General features: G+C 39.9%; 17 protein-coding genes. 10 read left to right on the forward strand and 7 right to left on the reverse strand.

What is annotated here, in order from left to right; all coding sequences use genetic code 11:
* Window positions 1-135 precede the first annotated feature (135 nt).
* Window positions 136-975, forward strand: coding sequence for a hypothetical protein (locus T7867_RS09945; RefSeq protein WP_068221102.1), 840 nt, complete (start codon window positions 136-138; stop codon window positions 973-975).
* A gap of 36 nt (window positions 976-1,011) precedes the next feature.
* Window positions 1,012-2,031, forward strand: coding sequence for a hypothetical protein (locus T7867_RS09950; RefSeq protein ID WP_068221105.1), 1,020 nt, complete (start codon window positions 1,012-1,014; stop codon window positions 2,029-2,031).
* Window positions 2,032-2,130: 99 nt separating this feature from the next.
* Here the strand turns inward: T7867_RS09950 and T7867_RS09955 are convergent, their stop codons facing one another.
* The 3 genes from T7867_RS09955 to T7867_RS09965 all read right to left on the reverse strand — a co-directional run bounded on the left by T7867_RS09955 (window position 2,131) and on the right by T7867_RS09965 (window position 5,193).
* A complete protein-coding gene (locus T7867_RS09955) occupies window positions 2,131-2,319 on the reverse strand; it encodes a hypothetical protein (protein WP_068221106.1) in 189 nt (62 codons plus the stop codon).
* Window positions 2,320-2,585: 266 nt separating this feature from the next.
* On the reverse strand, window positions 2,586-3,725 hold the full coding sequence (locus tag T7867_RS09960) for a hypothetical protein (protein WP_068221110.1): 1,140 nt from the start codon (window positions 3,723-3,725) through the stop codon (window positions 2,586-2,588).
* 385 nt (window positions 3,726-4,110) lie between these two features.
* Window positions 4,111-5,193, reverse strand: coding sequence for a glycosyltransferase family 4 protein (locus T7867_RS09965; protein WP_322299178.1), 1,083 nt, complete (start codon window positions 5,191-5,193; stop codon window positions 4,111-4,113).
* 114 nt (window positions 5,194-5,307) lie between these two features.
* Here T7867_RS09965 and T7867_RS09970 point away from each other — a divergent pair, with 114 nt between their 5' ends.
* The 8 genes from T7867_RS09970 (at window position 5,308) to T7867_RS10005 (ending at window position 13,768) form a co-directional block, all read left to right on the forward strand.
* Window positions 5,308-5,910 (forward strand): sigma-70 family RNA polymerase sigma factor, encoded by a 603-nt coding sequence (locus T7867_RS09970; protein ID WP_273273149.1) that lies wholly within the window; start codon window positions 5,308-5,310, stop codon window positions 5,908-5,910.
* An 8-nt stretch (window positions 5,911-5,918) separates the two neighbouring features.
* Window positions 5,919-6,212, forward strand: a complete 294-nt coding sequence (locus T7867_RS09975) for a hypothetical protein (protein WP_273273151.1) — start codon at window positions 5,919-5,921, stop codon at window positions 6,210-6,212.
* Window positions 6,213-6,214: 2 nt separating this feature from the next.
* On the forward strand, window positions 6,215-6,787 hold the full coding sequence (gene gmk, locus T7867_RS09980; RefSeq protein ID WP_068221129.1) for a guanylate kinase: 573 nt from the start codon (window positions 6,215-6,217) through the stop codon (window positions 6,785-6,787).
* 3 nt (window positions 6,788-6,790) lie between these two features.
* Window positions 6,791-7,366, forward strand: coding sequence for a nicotinate (nicotinamide) nucleotide adenylyltransferase (gene nadD / locus T7867_RS09985; protein ID WP_068221131.1), 576 nt, complete (start codon window positions 6,791-6,793; stop codon window positions 7,364-7,366).
* A 128-nt stretch (window positions 7,367-7,494) separates the two neighbouring features.
* Window positions 7,495-10,092, forward strand: a complete 2,598-nt coding sequence (locus tag T7867_RS09990; RefSeq protein ID WP_322299179.1) for a DUF5686 and carboxypeptidase regulatory-like domain-containing protein — start codon at window positions 7,495-7,497, stop codon at window positions 10,090-10,092.
* A gap of 86 nt (window positions 10,093-10,178) precedes the next feature.
* Window positions 10,179-10,835 carry an ExbD/TolR family protein gene (locus T7867_RS09995; RefSeq protein WP_322299180.1) on the forward strand — a complete coding sequence of 219 codons (657 nt, stop codon included), beginning with the start codon at window positions 10,179-10,181 and terminating at the stop codon, window positions 10,833-10,835.
* 81 nt (window positions 10,836-10,916) lie between these two features.
* On the forward strand, window positions 10,917-11,531 hold the full coding sequence (locus tag T7867_RS10000) for a thiol:disulfide interchange protein DsbA/DsbL (protein ID WP_068221142.1): 615 nt from the start codon (window positions 10,917-10,919) through the stop codon (window positions 11,529-11,531).
* Between the two features lie 68 nt (window positions 11,532-11,599).
* The gene (locus T7867_RS10005; protein WP_322299181.1) at window positions 11,600-13,768 is read left to right on the forward strand and encodes an acylase; all 2,169 of its coding nucleotides are present in this window, start codon (window positions 11,600-11,602) and stop codon (window positions 13,766-13,768) included.
* Between the two features lie 107 nt (window positions 13,769-13,875).
* On the opposite strand, the gene T7867_RS10010 is transcribed toward T7867_RS10005, so the two are convergent.
* From T7867_RS10010 to T7867_RS10025, 4 genes are all read right to left on the reverse strand, one after another.
* Complete coding sequence (locus T7867_RS10010) at window positions 13,876-17,406, reverse strand: hypothetical protein (protein WP_068221152.1); 3,531 nt, start codon at window positions 17,404-17,406, stop codon at window positions 13,876-13,878.
* 243 nt (window positions 17,407-17,649) lie between these two features.
* Window positions 17,650-19,245 (reverse strand): FtsX-like permease family protein, encoded by a 1,596-nt coding sequence (locus T7867_RS10015; protein ID WP_068221155.1) that lies wholly within the window; start codon window positions 19,243-19,245, stop codon window positions 17,650-17,652.
* A gap of 341 nt (window positions 19,246-19,586) precedes the next feature.
* On the reverse strand, window positions 19,587-20,312 hold the full coding sequence (locus T7867_RS10020; RefSeq protein ID WP_068221157.1) for a permease prefix domain 2-containing transporter: 726 nt from the start codon (window positions 20,310-20,312) through the stop codon (window positions 19,587-19,589).
* Complete coding sequence (locus T7867_RS10025) at window positions 20,302-20,643, reverse strand: PadR family transcriptional regulator (RefSeq protein ID WP_068221160.1); 342 nt, start codon at window positions 20,641-20,643, stop codon at window positions 20,302-20,304. The genes T7867_RS10020 and T7867_RS10025 overlap by 11 nt, the downstream gene beginning before the upstream one ends.
* Between the last annotated feature and the right edge of the window lie 14 nt (window positions 20,644-20,657).

Below are 20,657 nucleotides of genomic sequence, written 5' to 3' on the forward strand. Positions count from 1 at the left end.
ACCCGTCATCTCAGATTAATAAAACTTTATATACAAACTCATTTGCTCTCTGATGGCTTTGAGAATCTATGAAAGAGAGCAGCCCTTCGCCTTTGCGCGAAGGGCATTAAATTTTAAAATCCAACCATTAAAGAAATGAAAAAACTCACCCTTCTCATAGTAATATTTGCCCTAATTGGAGTCGACCTAGCTGAGGCTCAGAGTGTAACAAGTCAAAAGCTTAGCTATAAGCTTTTGGAGTCTGATGTAGATAAATATGTAGGTTTTATTGGTGGTGGAGGAGGTATGTTCCTCGGTGGAGCCACTATTCTTGGTATTTCATTAGAAGTAAGGGGGCAGTACGATATACCTGGCCTGCCGCTTACTGCTTGGTTTCAGGGTCACAGAGAATTAGTGGGGGTAGGTCATATAGATCGAGGGCCTTTAGAATATAAAGCCAAACCCATGGAACTGAATGGCGGAGTGATGCTTCCTATTATTCCGGGTAAGAAAAAGAAAGACGATGTAAAAATAATTCTTGAAAGTGCGGGAAGCTACAGTAGTAGTTATATAAGCTCTTATGAAAAGTCTTTCAGGCCTCGTGGTGAGGTGAAAACCGATTTATTAGCAAAAGTAGGTCTATACAGTTTTAGTAGTTCAGATGCTTCTAATGCCGGACTGACACTCGGGATTACTCGTAGAAAACGAGAGCATGCCAAAGTGGAAGTGGGTGATTATATCTATGACACACATTACGACAAACAGTTTTACTTAGACCTTATCTATACCCCAATTACAAATTTACCAGAGCCTGGGACGGATGCTAATGGGCAGGTAGTGCCGTTAGATCCTGCTACCTCTTTTGGTGCCAGAATAGGCTTTCAGAAGCTATTCTACGGTACTCGCTCTATCAATTATGAACTAAGTCTAAGGCCTTACAGTGACGCTTATCTATTTACGCTAGCAGTAAGGTACACCTTTGGTATAGGGCTATAATTTTTAAAAGAAAATTATCACCAAAAATTTATTCAAATGAATCAGATTAGAAAAAATAATTCAGTGGCTAGGGTGCTTATAATTGGCTTACTACTAGTGCTTAACGGATCTCTCATAGCTCAAAAGAATTTCATGGAGATTGCTCAAATGAAAGACAAGAAGTGGGATAATTTTAGAAAAGGAAGCGACTACTATATAAGTCAACTAATGCTCATTGACGGCTTAATAGATGTAGGATTATTAAAAGAAGAAAATACGCCAAACCCAAAGGATATTGGGGTGCTAACCTTTCAGCTTTGGGATGAGAGTACATGGAAGTCTAGTAAAGCAGGTGGTTGGGTGTATTATGAGAAAAACTTTATCTCAGAAGATGGAAGTAACATGATCTCCAATAGGATAATGGAGGAGATACTTCCTAAGATTAGAGCAAAATACACCTCGGCCGGTTTTAATCTAATGGAGCCTGATGAGTTTATTACCAACGAAGAGCAAAAGAAAATTTACTTTAATGGCCCTTCTAGGGTAGAATTGAGTGGAATTTTAAAGTTTTTCAGCAATGGCCTATTAAATAGGTTACAAGGTAATAGTAATGGAGGAACTGGATCGGTGTCTGCCGATGGTTATGCTTTTTACCCTGTTACTGCTAAGACTGTTTCTATGGACTTTAAGTCACCTTCTAATATTGGCTTGATTACAGAGGAACTCGGTTTAGATGCTTCTTTGCTCATTGCGGTACGAGTTAGTATAGAAAAGGGAGGTAGGTCTCTGGTGTTCAGGGGTTTTGAAATGGCTGTGGTAACTACTATCGATGATGAAAAGGATAAGGAATATAGCGGAAGAATTGGCGCTAAACTAATGAATATGTATAGAGATGGTCTAACGATGAGTGCATCGTACTTTCAGATGGACCCCATAATGCTCGCAGATTTAGAAAGGAAAACGGGCAATGTAGAGAAATGGTATTTAGATGGAGTTGACCTAGTAGCTGAAAGGATGACAGATGATGTGATTTTCGGTATGAAGAAATTTATTAATCGAGATAAGTCGAGAAAATAGGAGATTAAGGTTTTTATGCGTGAAAAGCACTCTCAATGGAGTGCTTTTTTATTTGATTATTAACTTAAAACCAAACTCTCAAAGTATTCTTCATACCCATCAATGGTTTTTTCCATAGTGTACTTCTCGAAGACGGTCTTTAGAATCTTTTCGATAACATGAGTCTCTGTTTCTCCATCTTCCAGTACTTTTTTCTACATCCTTAGTTTTCAGGCCAACTAATCCCATTTTTTTACCAATCTCATTGAGGTACTGGTTGAATTGTTCCCAATAGTCTGATTGCCTCATATTCTACAGCTTGTCTAAAATCTAAATGCTTGCCATACTGTTCCATGTATTCACTTAAGCCCTGATTTTGCCATACCTTCCTTTTGTAGTTTGTGTAATAAGAAGATAGTGTTCTGTTAAAAAAAAACTGGAAGTTTTCTGATTCTCCACTCTTAAGTGGCAGAAAGGTAAAGGCTTACCTTCAGTATCTTTCACTTCAATTTGTTGGGCAAATGGTAAAGATGAAAAGCCGACTAAAAGAAGTAGGCTTATCAATAGTTTGTGCATTACGGAGATAATTTAAATCGATATACAAATAAAGATTCATCGGTTTCGCTGACATGGCCATCGGCATAGTAGTAATCGCCAATTTTACCAATAACTCTGAATCTTTGGGGTACTTCAACATCATGGGTTAAAACCTCGCCTTGGTAAACCTGCATTTTCGTATGACCATTTTTTCCATTGGGATGGTAGATTCGGAAAACCATGTTTTCATTAGCCCATAAGCTAGCATAATAGCTTTGGTCCATTAGGTCGCTATCCCAAGAGTCGATGGCTTCTTCAACTGTTCTAGTCCTTTTGTATTCATATTTGAAGCCTTTACCAGATACGCCAAACTTCTTTACCAATTGGAGATTTTCGTCATAAATATGGATCAAAGAATCTGTCTGAAAACCGACTATTAGATGATCTTTTAAATGAGTCAAATCTAGCCCAGCGAAATTTGGAATAAACTTATTTTCCAAATAAAAGCTTGGCCAGTTAACTCCCATTTTTTCAAGTTTTCCACTTTCTATGTTGAACTTACCTATTGCATAGGTATCTGTATAGAACTCCTCGTCTTGATAAGCATTCATTTCAGGGTGCTCTGTAATGATTGGTAGGTAAAGAAAACCATTATGAATGCTGGTAAAATTGCTTTGTATATTGGGGTTCCAATCTATGGTGTACATTCCTTTGTCTTCTGCATTGGGATTGGCTAAAAGCTCTTGGCTTGAGGTTTGACTGTCCCAATCGAAAAGTTTGAATGAAAGCTTAATGGAATCATTCTCAAACACATTAAAGCCGAAGTTGTCTATCATCAAATAGTTTGAGCCAGGAGCTTCTGCGATATAGTTGATGCTTCGCACTTCATTAGGACCACTGCCCTGTCCTCCGTACATTCCTTCGAGCTTTAAGCTCTCGTCAAAGAAATTCACTGTATGATCAACTAAGTCTAGGTAAACAATCTTGTTGTTGATGAGCTCTAAGCGACCCAAACCCGAATATTTTTCTGGTGCTAGAGAGACACTATCAATTTTAATCTCTGAAACGAGACTAGTAGCAATCTCGCTTATTATGGGAGTGTCTTGTTGGGTGACTTCTTTTTTAGAACAAGCCCAAAGTATAAGTAAAAGAAGGAGTGAGTGTTTATTGAATTGCATTTATACAAGTATAATTTTCAATCATCTCTTTTGCAATAAGAAGATAGCTTTTTGTAGACTTGAATAAAGCGGGGCTTAAGCTTCTCGAATCAATTTTAGGTTATACTCCTCATTTTTTGAGAGCGTGTCAATGCTTCAGTTTCTTTTTCTGTTTTGACTTTTAGACTGAAGCCCATAAATGCCTGTCACGATAAGCGTACCAAAAAGGAAAGCCAAAATGTAGTGCGACCATCTTTGACTGTTAAAGTCAAACCATGTTGGAAAGAAATAAAAGGCGAAATATGTTAGTATTAGCAAGGTTTGAAAAACCTTAATAGTCTTTGTCATCAACACGTGATGTAGTGTGTTTGGTACTCCTTAAATCTATAAATTTTACAACAAAGATTTATCTCACTAAGCTCTCAAAGTACTCCTCATAACCATCAATAGTTTTCTCCATGGTGTATTTCTCGAAGGCCGTTTTAAGACCATTAGTTATCAGATGTTGTCTTAAAGAGTTGTCAGTAAGTACCATTTGAATTCGTTCAGCTAAACCTTCAATGTCTTCGTTTTCGAATAAAAAGCCATTTACTCCGTCTTCTACTACATCGGGGATTCCGCCAAAATTGGTGGCTATTACAGGACATTCCATGGCCATGGCTTCTACCAACACCAATCCGAAACCATCCATAGTAGAGGCTAGAACATTTACATCAAGTAATCTGTATATGTTCAAAATATCTTCAGGTGGAACTTTGCCTAAAACATGCACTTCATTCTCGATGTTGAACTTGTCTAAATAGGGCTGAATTTGCTCTGGCGAGATGCCTGCGAAAATGAGTTTAATGTTAGGGTCGTTTAGCCTTGCTATGGCTTCAATTAGTTGAGGCTGTTCTTTGAATCTGGAAATGCAGCCCACCACCTTGTCTTCAGGTTGAAGGTTTAGTTGCTTTCTGAACTGCTCTACTTTTTCTTGGCTCCACTGCTCAAGTCGCTTCTTGGGAATGCCATTATGGATAACCTTAATATGATGTTCAGGATAGCCCTTTTCAATAAAAATCCTTTTCAGGCCATCACTGATTACAACAATATTAGCTGTGTTCTTTATGTAAAACTTGCGTTGCAGCCAACCACCAGCACTCAAAGGGTTTTGTCTGCGTGTATGTACTATCTGAACTGGGAGGTTAAACCTCAGTTTAGCGAAAATACTCGTGTATCTGTCGTGACTAGATTGAGCATTGATGATATCAATTTTTTCATTTCGAACTAAATCACGAATCTCTCTCCAATTCTCAAAATCGAACTTCCCTTTAATCCGCATGGGGACTCGGGTTACCCCTGGGTGTTCAATCAAGTCCCAAATAGGCATTTCTTTTCGAAGCCCTGCAAATACTTTGTGTCCACGATCGGCCAGGCCTTTAGCTAAATAGGTGATGGAATAGGTGGAGCCTGCCATGCCTCCTTGATAAGTCAGAAATAGTATTCGCAAACCTTTTGATTTTAATCTATGCCGCAAACTTACGACAAATAGCCTTTTCTGTTGTATGTTTGTGGTCGGTGTCTTGCGCTTAGACACTGGTGTTTAATTTCTTAAATTTGATGCATGTCTGAAGAAACCGAACAAGAGCAACAAGCTCGTAGACAGGATTACTCAGAGAAGGAGAAAACAGAGATTTTCGATGGAGAGTTCATGCCACATGTAGACTCCATGTACAACTTTGCCTTTCGCCTTGCTTTTGATGAAGATGATGCCAAGGATTTGGTACAAGATACTTATTTGAAGGCATTTAGGTTTATCAATTCATTTGAGCGTGGAACTAACGCAAAAGCATGGTTGTTCCGCATTTTGAAGAACAGCTTCATTAATGAGTATAGAAAGAAGAGTAAACAACCGAATAAGGTAGACTATAACGAGGTTGAACAATACTATAACTCAGACGATGTAGATGAAAGCTTCACTACCGACTTAAGGGTTGAGACTGTTCAGCATATGATCGGGGACGAGATTTCTGGTGCTTTAAATGGCATACCAGTAGATTTCAGAACTGTAATAATATTGAGTGATTTAGAGGGCTTTACCTATGAAGAAATGTCGAAAATTCTCGATATTCCGATTGGAACAGTAAGGTCTAGACTGCATAGAGCCAGAAACATGATGAAAGATAAGCTGGCCAGTTACGCAAAGGAAATGGGGTATAACAAATGAGTGAAACAATGTCGGAATTCTCAGCATGGTTTAAAGACACATTCAAGAAGTGTTACTGCGAACAAGGTAATTTGATAGATGAGAATCAGTTTGCTGAAATTGTTCAACTAGTATTGGATAATGAGGCTGACGAGGAATCAAGGTCTATCTTCGAACAAAAGATTAGAACTTGTGTAAAGTCTAACATGTCTTACGAAAAGGAGAAGTCAATAAAACTAGAGATTAAAAAGAAACTCTGCGAACATAGAGCTGAGATGCCAAATAACTTGGTATCTACCATTCGCAAGAGCGTAGACCTTTAAGCATGACATCTGGAAAGGCCATTATTTTCACTGCGCCATCGGGCTCAGGAAAAACGACCATCGTAAAACATCTGCTTGCCAACAATCCGCAATTAGCGTTTTCTATCTCTGCTTCTACTAGAGACAAACGCGGCAGGACAGAAGAAAATGGAAAAGATTATTACTTCCTTTCTAAGGAAGAATTCAAATCTAAAATAGACTCTGACGAATTTATTGAATGGGAAGAAGTGTACACTGGCAATTATTACGGTACACTCAAATCTGAAGTAGAAAGGCTTTGGGCCCTAGGTAAAACGGTACTCTTTGATGTTGAAGTTAAAGGAGCCATGAACCTGAAAAAATACTTCGGAGATCAGGCTTTGGCTATTTTTGTTAAGGTCCCATCATTAGAAGAGCTTAAGAAAAGACTAACCGGCCGAGGTACAGAGTCTCGCGAGAGCATGTCGCAAAGACTGTATAGAGCCGAGTTTGAGCTTACTTTCGAAAATAAATTTGATATTACCCTTCTCAACGAAAACCTAGATGAGTCTTATGAAAAAGCTCAGGTTTTGGTAGATGAGTTTCTAAATGCTTAAGCTGTGCGAGTAGGTCTGTTCTTTGGTTCTTTTAACCCCATCCACATAGGTCATTTGGTTATTGCAGATGTTATGGCCGACCAGACAGACCTAGAGCAGGTTTGGTTTGTGGTTAGCCCGCTGAATCCTTTTAAGAGCAGCAGTTCTTTGCTTCACGAGTTCGATAGATTAAAGATGGTTGAATTGGCCATTGAAGATAATTTCAAGTTCAGGGCTTCTGATGTTGAATTCAACATGCCAAGACCTAGCTACACTGCGGATACACTTGCCTATCTTTCAGATAAATACCCTCAGAATGAATTTAAGCTCATTATTGGGGAAGATAACTTAGTCCATTTTCACAAATGGAAAAACTACGAATCGGTACTAGAGAACTTTGGATTGTACGTTTACCCTCGCCCTCAGGTAGATAAAAGCAAAATTAAAATCAAGCACGAGAATATTAAGTACATAGACTCGCCAATGCTAGATATCTCTGCTACTTTCATAAGAAGTTCAATAAGAAACGATCACTCTGTTCAGTATTTGCTTCCCTCTCCCGTAATCGATTACATTCGTTTTAAGAAGTTTTATCAATAATCTTCTGGTTTTTAGCTAAACTGAGGCATACCTTTTAGCCGCTTATTGCGTCTATAAACTGTAAACTCAATTTCCGAGCAGAATTAACTATTGGTCTGTATTTTGCTCGAAAGTCAAAAACTCAAACCATGCTCAAAACCTCAACAATTCTTTTCATGGCCTTGATCCTATGTGGTCAACTTAGTGCTCAGGGTATTAAAGGAAATATTAAAGACAGTGAAGGCAAACCCTTGCCATTTGCATCTATTTATGTGAAACAAGCAGGGACAGGAACAAGCTCTAACCTTGAAGGAGATTACGAGCTTCCCCTAAAGCCTGGTGCTTATGATGTTTCTTTCCAGTTTATGGGCTTTGCTTCAGAGCAGCACAGAATTCAGGTAGGCAATGGTTATACCACCCTAGATATTACACTGAGGCCTCAGGTTTATGAGTTGCCAACGGTGGTGGTTTCTGGTAAGGCCGAAGACCCTTCTTATACCATAATGCGAAAAGCCATTGCTAAGGCTAAGTATCATTTGCTTCAGAATGATTCTTATACAGCTCAAGTGTATATGAAAGGAACTGGTCAGTTAACTAAAGTGCCGTGGTTCTTGAGAAAGACTTTAGAGAAAGAAGGTGTGGATACAAGCAGGGTTTTCACCTCAGAATCAGTTAGCGAAATTTCTTTCGAGAGGCCAAATACCTTTTCTGAAAGAGTAATTTCTGTTCGAGCCTCAGGTGAGGATATGGCCAATGCTAGTCCCAACTCGTACATCAATAGTAGCTTTTATTTGCCCAAAGTGGTAAATGCCATATCGCCTCTTCACCCAAGGGCTTTTTCTTATTACAAATTTGAGTACCAAGGAAGCTTTAGGGAAAATGGCTATGAAGTGAATAAAATCAAGGTTACTCCAAGGTCGAAGGGTGACGATGTGTTCGAGGGAGAAATATACATCAGAGAAGATTTCTGGAATATTTACTCACTCGATTTACGAACGAGTATTTATGGGTTCGAAGTTCAAGTTCAGCAAATTTATGCGCCAATAGAAGATGAGGTTTGGATGCCAGTAACCCAGCAGTATGAGTTCTCTGGTCAGATTTTCGGAGTGGCAGGAAAGTACAGTTATTTGGCCTCTGTGTCTAATTATGAAGTGGTGCCTAATGCCGACTTGGATGCATCTGTAGTATTGGTCGATGAAAAAATAGAGCCAGCGCCTGAAGAAATTGAAGCGATTAAAGAAAAGAACTTGGAGGCTGGCATGGAGCAAGTCTTTGAAGAAGAGAAAGAGGTTTCTAGAAAGCAGTTCCGGAAAATGATGAAGGAATATGAGAAGCAGGAGCTGGAAGAAACAGAAGAGCCCGATGTTATCTCAGATTATAGTTACAAAATGGATTCGCTTGCTGCCAAAAAGGATTCATTGTATTGGGAGTCTATCAGGCCAGTGCCATTGACCTCTAAAGAAGTGGCAGGTTACGCCAAAGACGATAGTACGTACGTTGCAGAGAAGATTCAAGCCGAGGCAGATTCTAATAAAGTTAGAAACGGTCAGAAGTTTAAACCTGGCCAAATACTAACCGGCAGCTATTACAAATTAGGAAAAAGGTTGAGGTACGATTTTCCTGGCTTCTTAGAAGACATCCATTACAATGCCGTAGAAGGGCTGAACCTAACCTTTACAGGAACTTTTCAGTGGAGAAATGATACAACTACCAGACTAAGAATTTCCCCTTTCGTTCGGTACGGTTTTGCTAGTGAGCAGCCTTATGCCAAACTAGAGAGCGTATTTGGAATAGGAAAGGCAGAAGAAAGAAGTACTATCAGAGTTTCTGGTGGTAGCTACATAGAGCAGTTCAATCCGGGTATAATCGATCCGTTAGTTGGGTCGTTGTATTTACTTTTGCTAGAAAGAAATTACGTTAATCTTTATGAAAAGCAGTTCGCCAAGGCAAGCTTCGCCAGAAGGTTTAAGTATAGATATACCCTTGGAGCAAGTGTTGAATATGCGAATAGAAGTGAGCTATTTAACAACACAGATTATAGCTTCTTTGATAGAGATAATAGGAGGTTTAGTGATAACGCACCAACTAATTTTGAGAACAGCGCACAAGGGTTTGAAGATAATACCGCGTTAATCACCAATGTAACTTTGAGGGCTAGGCCTTGGGTGAAGTTTAGGAAATACAACGGAAGGCTGATTCCTATTTATGATAGATCTCCAGAATTTCGCCTTACGTACAGAAAAGGTATTAACGGTTTGGGTAGCGAGGTTAATTTTGACCACCTAGAACTTGGTTTGAATGCAGAAATGAACCTTGGAGTCAGGGCAATCATTGATGTAGATGCTGAAGTTGGTAAGTTCTTCGCTACCCCAACCTTGGAGTTTATGGACTATAAGCACTTTAGAGGTAACAGGCTAGAGGTGAGTCCGATGGATGTGACGGGTAGTTACCGCATGCTAGACTACTACAAATACAGCACCTCCCAAGAATATGCTTCCATTCTAACTCACATTCGTTTTAGGAAGTTGGCCTTTACTCATATTCCTGCAGTTCGATTATTGGGAATAAAGGAGAATCTATTTGTGAATTACCTGCACACGCCAACTTCTGATAACTACATGGAAGTAGGTTACACAATAGATAACCTGTTTCGTATTTTCAGACTGGAGTTAGTTCAGTCATTCCAAGGATGGAAAGCCAAAGACTTTGGAGTTAGAATAGGCGTTTCTTCAATTTTCGATAACTAGAGGGGAGAAATATTCAGCGAATCGATAAACAGTTTGATTTAAAACTAATATTATAGTTAATTAACTATGTATTTAATTTTAAAGCTATGTCATACCGAAAAGATCGCCCTAAAAATGAAGTTAATGCTGGCTCTATGGCCGATATTGCCTTCTTGCTTCTCATCTTCTTCCTAGTAACCACACAAATTGCAACCGATAAGGGTTTGCCTATGGTGTTGCCGCCCAAAACAGATGTTATTACGGATACGCCTATTAATGAGAGGAACATATTAAAAATCCAGATTAACTCTTTAGATCAGCTTTTAGTCGAAGAAGAACTTTTAGAAGACATTTCTCAATTGAGAGCAATGGTTTATGACTTCGTGCTAAACTTTAGAAGTCCTAATGCCAAGAAAGTGGTAGATGATATTAGTGATGTTGAAGTGTTCAACTCACTGCCACCTTCAATGAAGAGTCATATCAGGGCCAATCTAGGAAAAGACACTTCGTCTGATGGGCCAAGTAAGGCAGTAGTGTCAATTAAAACCGATAGGGGAAGCACTTATCAGAAGTACATTGAGGTAGTGGACGAAGTCTTTGCCGCCTATTATAAAATCTATGGAGAGAGGGTGGGGCTATCAGCCGAAGAGTACCGTAAGCTAAATAGAACTGATCCTGAGCAGAGGTATTTATATGACAAAGGCAAGCGTGGAATTAATAAGGCAGTTTCTCTAGCTGAGCCAACCAAAGCAGCAGAAAACTGATTAAACCATCTTTAGGCCTAATCTTTGTTTTGTCTTTCAATCGAATAGCTTTTGACCTATTTTCGCAAAAAAAGAACAGAGATGAGAAAAGTAGCTTTAGTCCTAACTCTAGTTATTGTCGGTTCCTTGGCAATGGCACAAAGCAGGTTTATAGAAGGTCAACACTATGAGGTGGTGGCAGAGAAGAAATCTGAGGAGCCAACTGTTACAGAGTTCTTTTCTTTGTTCTGTGGCCATTGCTTTAGCTTCGATCCGTTCATAGACTCATTACATCACTCTCTACCTGAAAGCGTAACTTTCGAGAGGTCTCATGTAGATTATATACCAAGAGATAATAAGGCGGTGAGTTTTGGTATTGTAAAGGCTTACAATGTGATGCTAGATTTAGATATGGAAGAGAAGCTTAGAAGAACATTCTTTGCAGCCATTCATGTAAAGCAAGAAAATATAGATTCAGAGGCCAAGATCAAGCAGTTGTTCTTAGATCAGGGAGTTTCCGAGTCTAAATTTGATGCGTTGTATAACAGTCAATCGGTTATTAATAGAGCAAAAGCTATGTCTGAGCTATGGGTAGAAAGGCGTATCGATAATGTTCCTACCATAGTGGTAAATCATAAATATAAGATCAACCTGTCGAGCATGAGAACCATGGATGATCTTAGGCAGATCACTAAGTATCTTCTAGAGCAGAAATAAGCTCCATTCACAAAATCACTATTGCAGAATAGTAAATCTTCCATCAAATTGAGGGAAACCTTAATCTGATGAAGAAACTATCTTTCCTTTTTCTTTTAGCCCTAATTATTTCCTGCCAATCTGAACCGCAAACAGAGGTAGAGAAGTGGGAAGAACAGGCTGCTCGGGTCGAAATTATCCGAGACGACTTTGGTGTTCCTCATATTTATGGAAAAACCGATGCAGATGCTGTATTTGGTATGCTCTACGCGCAATGCGAGGATGATTTTCCAAGGGTGGAAAGAAACTACTATTGGGCCATTGGCCGCTTGGCCGAAGTAGAAGGAGAACAGGCGCTTTATTCAGATTTGAGAGCTCGCCTATACATGACAATAGATGAAGCCAAGGCGCATTATGAAAAAGCTCCAGATTGGCTGAAGGAATTATGCCAGGCCTATGCCGATGGTATTAATTATTATCTCCATACGCACCCAGAAGTTCAACCTAAAGTATTAACCAAGTTTGAACCATGGTTCCCGATGTTCTTCTTTGAAGGCTCTATTGGAGGAGATATAGAAAGTGTATCCACACGAGGAATTTCCTCTTTTTATGGCCCAAATGGGCAAGTAGCTTTATCTGACTTGGTGGAGGAGCAAGACTTGTTCGAAGAGCCAAGAGGTTCTAATGGTTTTGCCATTGCAGGCGAACATACTGCTTCAGGGAACGCTATGTTGCTAATCAATCCGCATACTAGTTTTTATTTCAGAGGCGAGTCTCAAGTAGTAAGTGAGGAAGGGCTGAATGCTTATGGAGCTACAACTTGGGGGCAATTCTTCATCTATCAAGGCTTCAATGAGAAAAATGGATGGATGCACACTTCCACTAGGGTAGATTTCAAGGATGACTTTTTGGAAACAGTAGAAGAAAGAGATGGAAAGCTTCAATATAAGTATGGAGAAGAGTGGAGAGATGTATGGACTTCTCAAGTGACTTTGAAATATAAGGATGGTGAAGAAATGAAGGAAAGAACTTTTCCAATGTACCGAACGCATCATGGGCCAATTACCGGAAAATCTGGAGATCAATGGATTGCCACTGCTTTGAACTGGGAGCCAGTTGATGCACTGATTCAGTCTTTCACCAGAACCAAAACCAACAACCATGATGAGTTTTGGGAAATGATGAGAATCAGAAGAAACTCATCAAATAATACTGTTTACGCAGATGCAGATGGAACTATCGCTTACTACCATGGGGATTTCATTCCGAAAAGAGATCCTCAGTTCGATTACTCAAGACCAGTTGATGGGTCTAACCCTCTAACCGACTGGCAGGGAATGCACAGTCTGGAAGACATCATCACTATTGTGAACCCAGAGAATGGCTGGATTCAGAACTGTAATTCCACCCCATTTACCGCGGCTGCAGAATTTAGTCCAAAGCAAGAAGATTATCCTTTCTACATGGCTCCTGATGAGGAGAATTTCAGGGGAGTACATGCAGTTCGTGTACTAAGCGAAGCCAATGATTTGACACTCGATGGATTGATTGACTTGGCTTACGACCCTTATATTCCTGCCTTCGAAAGAACTATTCCAGGACTTATTTCAGCTTTGGATAAGAATCCAGCTAAGAAACGGCAGTTAAAAGAGGCTTATGATATTCTAAAGGCTTGGGACTTTGCAACAGGGAAGGAGTCTATTGCCATGACGATAGCTCAGTTCTATGGAAATGCTTACTACAGAAGTGGTCAAATGCCAAGACAAGGCAATGGTATGGAGCGTTTCGAATACTTAGGAAATGGCCTGGCTGATACTAAGAAGATTGAAATTTTAGAGACTGCATTGAAGAACATTGAAGATGATTTTGGGACATGGAAATTACCTTGGGGTGAGTACAACAGATTCCAAAGACTTTCGGGAGATATAGATTTGAAGTATGATGATGACCAACCGAGTATTGCTGTGGGTATGGCCTCTGGCAGATGGGGAGCTTTGGCTTCTTTCGGAGCGAACACTCATGACACCAAAAAAATCTATGGCTCTTCAGGAAACAGCTTTATTGCTGTGGTAGAATTTGGAGATAAGGTAAAAGCTAAGAGTATGTTGGCTGGTGGACAAAGTAATGATCCAAATTCACCTCACTTCGATGATCAGGCTCAACGCTATGCCGATGTTCAGTTCAAGGATGTAGCCTATTATAAAGAAGATGTAGTGGCCAGGGCTAAGGAAACCTACAACCCTGGAAGCAGGAAATAAATAAGAACGTCATTCAGAGGGAGGTACGACCGAAGAATCTCCCTAGTCAAGTAGGTTCTTTGCTTCGCTCTGAATGATGTTATATTTTATGTCACCAAATCTTACCCTTACCTGTGATATTCCAGGTTGATGATTCTGAACTTGTTTCGATAGTTCTTCATAAAGTCATTATATACCTCCGATGCTGAATAGTAGAATTTAATTACATAATCATCTTTCGGTTTATCTGTCTTCATAAAGATGGTTACGGCTTTATCTTCCAATAATTTAGTTTCCAGAGGGTAATATCCTTTATTAAAATACTCTTCAATACTCTGGTCGAATTGTTCTTGACTGGTCGCAATTTCTCGTTTAACATCAGTAAAGTTTCTGCTGGAGAAACTAACAAAGTTGGAAATGGTGACATTACGAGGGTAATACTTGGTATTAGCCGAAAGTTTAATGGTTTCAGCACCCTTTTTACTATCTGAATCAAAGCCTTTAATCAATGCGTTAGCAGTGCTGCTAAAGGCGAAAATGCCATATGTCTGTTCAGAATTATTAGAGAGTAGCATAAGCCACTGATCGCGATAAGGTATTACATCAACAAACCGATGTGTGCTTCTGTGTACAGTTTCATACTCTTTTTTGACATCTGCCAAGTTCTTCTGTGCAATCAATCGGTTATTGCTCGAAAGTGAAGGATCGAAAACGGCCAGAAATTCCTGATCATTATTAGCCAAGTCCTGAAAGAGAGCTTTGTCCTGATAGTCCAGCATCAGGGCCTGTACCTCTTCTAAGGAAATAGCCCTTTCTAAAGTCTGGTCAGACTTTCCTTTTTCTAATATCATCATCCACCTTCCTTTATGGGTGCGGTATGGCCAGGAAACACTACAATAGCTATTGAATGCTTTAGAACCATCGCAAGTAGCCTTGTGCAGGGTTTCAATGGAAGGGTGTTCCATTTGTCTGGCTTTAGCAACAGAGGCTAATTTGCCAACCTGTGGTTCAAGGAGCAGCTGAAAGCTAGAGTTGCTGAAGGCCGAGTCCGCAGTGGTGAGCGATCTGTATAAGGCCATGCTATCGGCATAAGAGAGCATTTCATTAGCTCTTTCAAAATCTTGAAGAGCATCCTCGTATTTGCCTTTTCTAAATTTTAACCAAGCTGACTTGCTTAACCCAAGGCCGAGACTTCCTGAAAGTGAGTCTATTTTTAAGATGAATTGATTAATTCTTTCGTCCTGATCTTCCTTGGTCAATAAGTATTCAGTGAATTCAAGTGTGCCATTCAGGTCGTTAGGATATTTCTTCAAGTGAGATTCATACCTCTCAATCATTTCTCCGGAGCTTGTAGACTTACTAAGCAATATATCTCTTAGGTCTTTAGCTGCCGCTGTTCTAGCCCTATCTAAGTATTTGGCTGTTTTCTTTGCAGTTACTAAACCCTCGGTTTCCATTTTATCAATTAGCTCAAGCTCCTCTCGGTACGCTTCTCTTTTGGCATCCAATTCTACAGATAGCTCTTCAATTTTTTCATTGGCCTCTGCATGGTGTGCATATATACTTTGAGCCTTTTTGAAATATTCCAGAGCGAGTAATTTGTTCTCTTCATTTAATTCTTGATTGCCTTTTTTTACCAGTTCTATAAACTCTTCCAATTTCTCGGTGCTTTCAATGAATATGGATTCGGCCTGAGCTGGTAGTTCAAGAAACGAGTGCTTTCTAGTGAAAGCCGAAAGCTCAGAAATGGCTTTTCTACACTCGTTCCACTTTCCGTCTTGATACAAACCTTGAACATTGCTCATTTGCGTATCGAAGTCTTTCTCAATCGCACGGACATATTTTCTGCTGTCTGCATAAAGCTTTTGAAGTGGTGTGATATCAAAATCCTTTGAGCTTTTTTCATTTACCTCACCTAGTCGGTTTAGATCTTGATGGATTTTGTTCACTAATCTGTTCAGTTGCGATTCTTCGGTAGAAAAGGCGAAAAATAGCATTTGGCCATCTACATAATAATCTTTATTGAAGCCAGGTATGGTTCTGCACAAGGTAGTATTGTTCTGTTCGTAGCAATACTCATCGTTCCAGGTGAGGATAATATTGTCTTTATCTATCCCCAGTTTTTTAAAATTAATCCCCTTTTCAATGGTGCTAAAGGCTTCATTGTCTGGCAAGATTTCCAGCATGGCAGTGGGTATTTCTACATCTATGGTGTTGAGGTCTATATTGAACCGGTCCGGAAATTTTCGAAGGTCTACTGAAATGCCAATCCATTTACCATAAACCTGTTTCATGTTATTGCGGATGGCCAATTCTAGGTTGTCTTGCAAGGAAAAAGTACTGCCTACATTGTTTAGTTTTTGGGTTTTACCAGACATTCGTTCATGGTCTATTTGACTGGAGTAGCCTTTTGGAAATAGCCGCTGGCTAGAGATATAGTATCTAAATTCATTTTTCAATCTCTTTGGGCTATAACCTCCACCACTACCAGGATCTGATTTATCTAGCATCACTTTGGTACTTTCACCAGAATCGGTGAAAATATTCATCATACCTTTCGCCAAATTATCCCAGCCGACAAGGAAAGATTTCATTCGTTCTGCCTTGGCTTTACTGGCATTTATTCTAGCCATAAATGCTTCATCTCTTCTGGTTTCTCTTTCAGCATTATAGCCAGAACCTGAAGTGAATATTTGAGCCAATTGAGTGAACCCATTATTCCAGTTCTGCTCAATTTGTTGCATCCTCTGCTCATAGGTCTGGTATTGAGGTCCGTTTCTTAGGTTTTGGATCTCTTGCTTTCTCTTCTGCTCGCGTTCATATTGAGCTATTTTGGCATCATACTCTCGCTTATTTAGATCAGTGATTTTATTGACAATTTGGCCTTCGAGTGTTTCTGCTCTTTGAAGTAAAGATGCACTGCCCGCCTTAACGGCAGCATCTTTCGCTTTTTTAATGTGATCCAGACCTTGCTTGACAGTGTTCACATTGTTGGCTCCGTATGATAGGTTAGCTTTAGATATCCAACTTTTGGCTTCATCGGCATAGGCTTTTTTGCCTTGTTCTTTGAACCACAAGTCTAACTTCATGGCTATATCTCTGCCTATGCCTTCGGATAAATAGGTGATTCTTGCGTCATCTAGGCGTGCTTTTTTCCATACATCGTTGTCGCTCAGCCCGTTTGCGTTCTTGTATTCCTTGAAGAAGTCGGTTGCTTCTTCTGATTCGTAGGTGTCAGTTATTCCGACCAAACGATCTGCCTGAAAGCTGTGAACTAATAAGGTACTTATATCATCGGGGTACGAAGACACGCTTATTTCAGCACCAATTTGCTTTGACTTATCCGTTACGTAGTATGGGAAGTTGAAATAATCTCCAAGCTTGTTAAGGTCATAGTCATAACTACCCTTGCTAAATAGCTTGCCTTTATATTTTACCGTAGTTATTCTGATATTTTCCCATTTGGCTTTGATATATGGGTTATTAAGAAAAACAGGTTCTATAGCTATGGTAACATAGCCAGTAAGCTGAGTATTTCCACTTTTTACATCGTTGAAATAAATTTCCTGACGACTTGACTCTTGAGCTGAAAGATTCAGTTCTACGGTAAACAGAAATATGACAACGAGGAATTTGGACAGCTTTGGAAAATAATTCATGAAAGAAAACTTGTTCAGTTTATCCTTACCAAATTAACAAACCAAGGTAAAAGGTCAAACTAGAAGCTCGCTGCTAAGTTTTATCAACGTTTTCAAAACATCAAACTAGTGCATTATTTCAATCCATCAGAGTCTCTCTTAGAGGACTCTGATGATCGCAGCATGAATCAGTGTCCCTTGCAGGAGACACTGATTGAGCTAATCCACTGATTTCTGTTCCCCCGTTTCTCCGTTTTCTGATAGCTATTCAGTACGCAGATTCTTCACCGGATTGGCAATTGCTGCTCTAATTGAATGGTAACTTACGGTCAGCCAAGCTACAACAAGGGCAAGTGCTCCACCAAGTATGAATGAAATCCAGGTGTCGACCATTTCAATTCTATAAGCAAAGCTTCCAAGCCATTGACCCATTACCCAAACCGAAGCAGGAACTGCCAGAAGTAAGGATATGGCAATAAGCTTATTGAAGTCTTTTAACAGCAACCAAACCACTAATTGGGAACTAGCACCTAAGACTTTTCTTACTCCAATTTCTTTTATTCTATTGCCAATCATAAAGGTGGCAAGTCCAAATAGTCCGATACAAGCGATCCAGATGGCAATTCCTGAAAAGACTAAGAACATATCTCCAGATCGTTTTTCTGTTTCATAGAGTTCGTTGAGCTCTTCATCTAAATAGTTGTAGATGAACGTTTCATTAGGAGCCATTTGCTTAAATTCTTCTTCGGCACGAGCAACAATGTTACTGGCTTGTGAAGGATTGACTTTCAGTGTCATTATTCCTGCATTTCCACCTTGTGCTCCTTCAGTACTGAAGATGGCCATAGGCGTTATTTCAGTGTGAAGTGACTTGTAGTTGTAGTCTTTAATAACACCAACCACTTCGTAAATAATGTCTTGAGGGTTATTCGCTCCCTGAACATTAATGATTCTCTTGCCAATTGGGTCGTCTTGAATACCTAAAGCACGAGCGCCACTTTCATTCAAAATCAAAGAAAGGGTATCCTGAAACTCCCTGGAAAAACTTCTACCGGAAGCCATTTCTATGTTCATGGTTTGAATGTAGTCCTCATCAAAAACCGCGCAGTTGAGGGCAATAGATTCGTTAGAGCCTTGAGGCCTAAATGAAGCTCCATAATAGAAGCCATTTCCAGGCATGGCAGAGGTAATTCCTACAGAAGACACTCCCGGTATTGCAGAAAGCTCATTCTTGAAAGTCTCCATGTCTTGTACGGCAAAGGCTCTTTGAATGGTGACCAAATTGGTTCGGTCGAAACCAAGATTTCTATTTTGTAGGTACCTCATTTGTTGTCCTACGATTAGCGTTGAACAAATGAGTACTATGGAAATGAAGAACTGAAAAACCACTAAGCCATTTCGAATCCAGTAGCCTTGCTTGCTCTTGATGAGTTTGCCTTTAAGTACCACTACAGGCTTAAAGCTAGAAAGCACAAATGCTGGATAAATACCAGCAATAAGTCCAAGGGCAAAACTGAAGATGATAATGAGGCCAATGTTCAAAGGAGTGGCAAAACTCATAATGTCGATTTGCTTATCTAGGTAGTTATTGAAAGGGGAGATGATGAAGTAAACCAGTAGCAATCCGAGGGTTACACTGACCACGCTAACCATGACCGACTCTATGATAAACTGACTGACCAACTGTTTCTTTTCAGAGCCTAGCACCTTTCTGATGCCAACTTCTTTGGCTCTCTCGGTAGACCTTGCTGTTGCCAGGTTGATAAAATTCACTGCAGCTAGAGCTACAATGAACACCGCAATGGAAAGGGAAATATAGACGTAGGTAATATTCCCATTGGGTTCGAACTCAGCTTCCAAATGAGACTTTAGATGGATGTCGGAAACAGGTTGTAGGTAATAGTGATAGCCATTTCCACTGGCTTTAAATTCTTCGAATGAAATTCTCTGCTCTCTTTCTATTTGTCCGGCTGCATATTTTTCAACTGTTTCAACAAGTTTGTCATTGATAACCTCAGGTTCTACACCTTCTCCAAGGCGAAAATAGTTGTGAACCGAAAAGTTGATAAAATTGGCCTGTTGGAAAAATGGTAGGTCATCTAGGTTGATCAGAAAGTCGAACTTAAAGTGGGTGTTTTTAGGTGTGTTTTCAACTATGCCAGAAACGACTTTGTCTCCAATTCCGGTTTCCAGTATTTTGCCTAGAGGATTTTCTTGGCCAAAGTATTTAATTGCATGTCTTCTGAAAGAATGATTGAATTGGGCACATCGAAGATCTTTTCAGCATTACCATCCAATAGCTTTATCCCAAAGAATTCGAAGAAATTTGCCTGGCTAGCGATGATGTTGTTCTCCAGAAAAGTTTCATTGTTATAGGTTACATTCACCCCAAAGCCAGCTGGGAATATTCTGGTGAAGTCCTCTATTTCGGGGAAGTCCATTGCAGCTTGTTCTGCTATTGAAAATGGAGTGATGGCATAGTAAGAGGTGTGATCAGGATAGAACCTGTCGAGTGCCATTCTGTAAGTTCGATCTCCGTTGGGATGGTAGTTGTCGTAATTGGTTTCACTGTTTACATAGAGTAGGAGTATAGCACAAACGGCTATACTTACTGCCAAACCACCAATGTTGATGGCTGTATAAAGTTTGTGCTTGACCAAGTTGCGGAGTGCGAGTTTTGCGTTGATTTTGAACATGTCGTAAAAGATTGAGTTGTTGCTGAGTTTAAACCTTTTGATTACCGAAGGCCTGATCATTTTCAGTACCTCCTTTTTATATATCGCTTGTGCCTGCTTAGTGCCTAGCTCTTTTAAGTTGAAATAGAACTCTTCTTCAAGGTCTCCTTGTAGTTCATCGAAGAATTCATCTTTGCAAAACCACCGAAAGAGCCTTTGGTAGAATTCAGAAGGGTGTTGGCTACCATGCATATTGAAGCTCCAACCTTACTTCTGGTATCTGATTCCAAAGCCTGTCTCGGGTGTTTTTAGCTTCATGAAGTGCTTCCTTACCCTTGTTGGTTACTTCGTAATATCGCTTTGGATGTCCGCCACGAGCTTCAGTAGCTTCGCCTTGGCGTGAATTCAAAAAGCCCTTGTCTTCCAAGCGGCTTAAAGCAGTGTGAAGTGCGCCCCGGCTGATTTTTCGCTCCCCTTGTTTTTCAATTTCTTGTCTGATGGTTACTCCGTAAGCATCATCGCCTAAAACCAGAATGGTTAAAAGTGCAAGCTCTTCGAATTCACCTAAATTATTCCCTTTCATATCTACAAGTTCTA

Origin of the sequence: Roseivirga spongicola (genome assembly GCF_034376045.1) — a bacterium.
GTDB lineage: Bacteria > Bacteroidota > Bacteroidia > Cytophagales > Cyclobacteriaceae > Roseivirga > Roseivirga spongicola.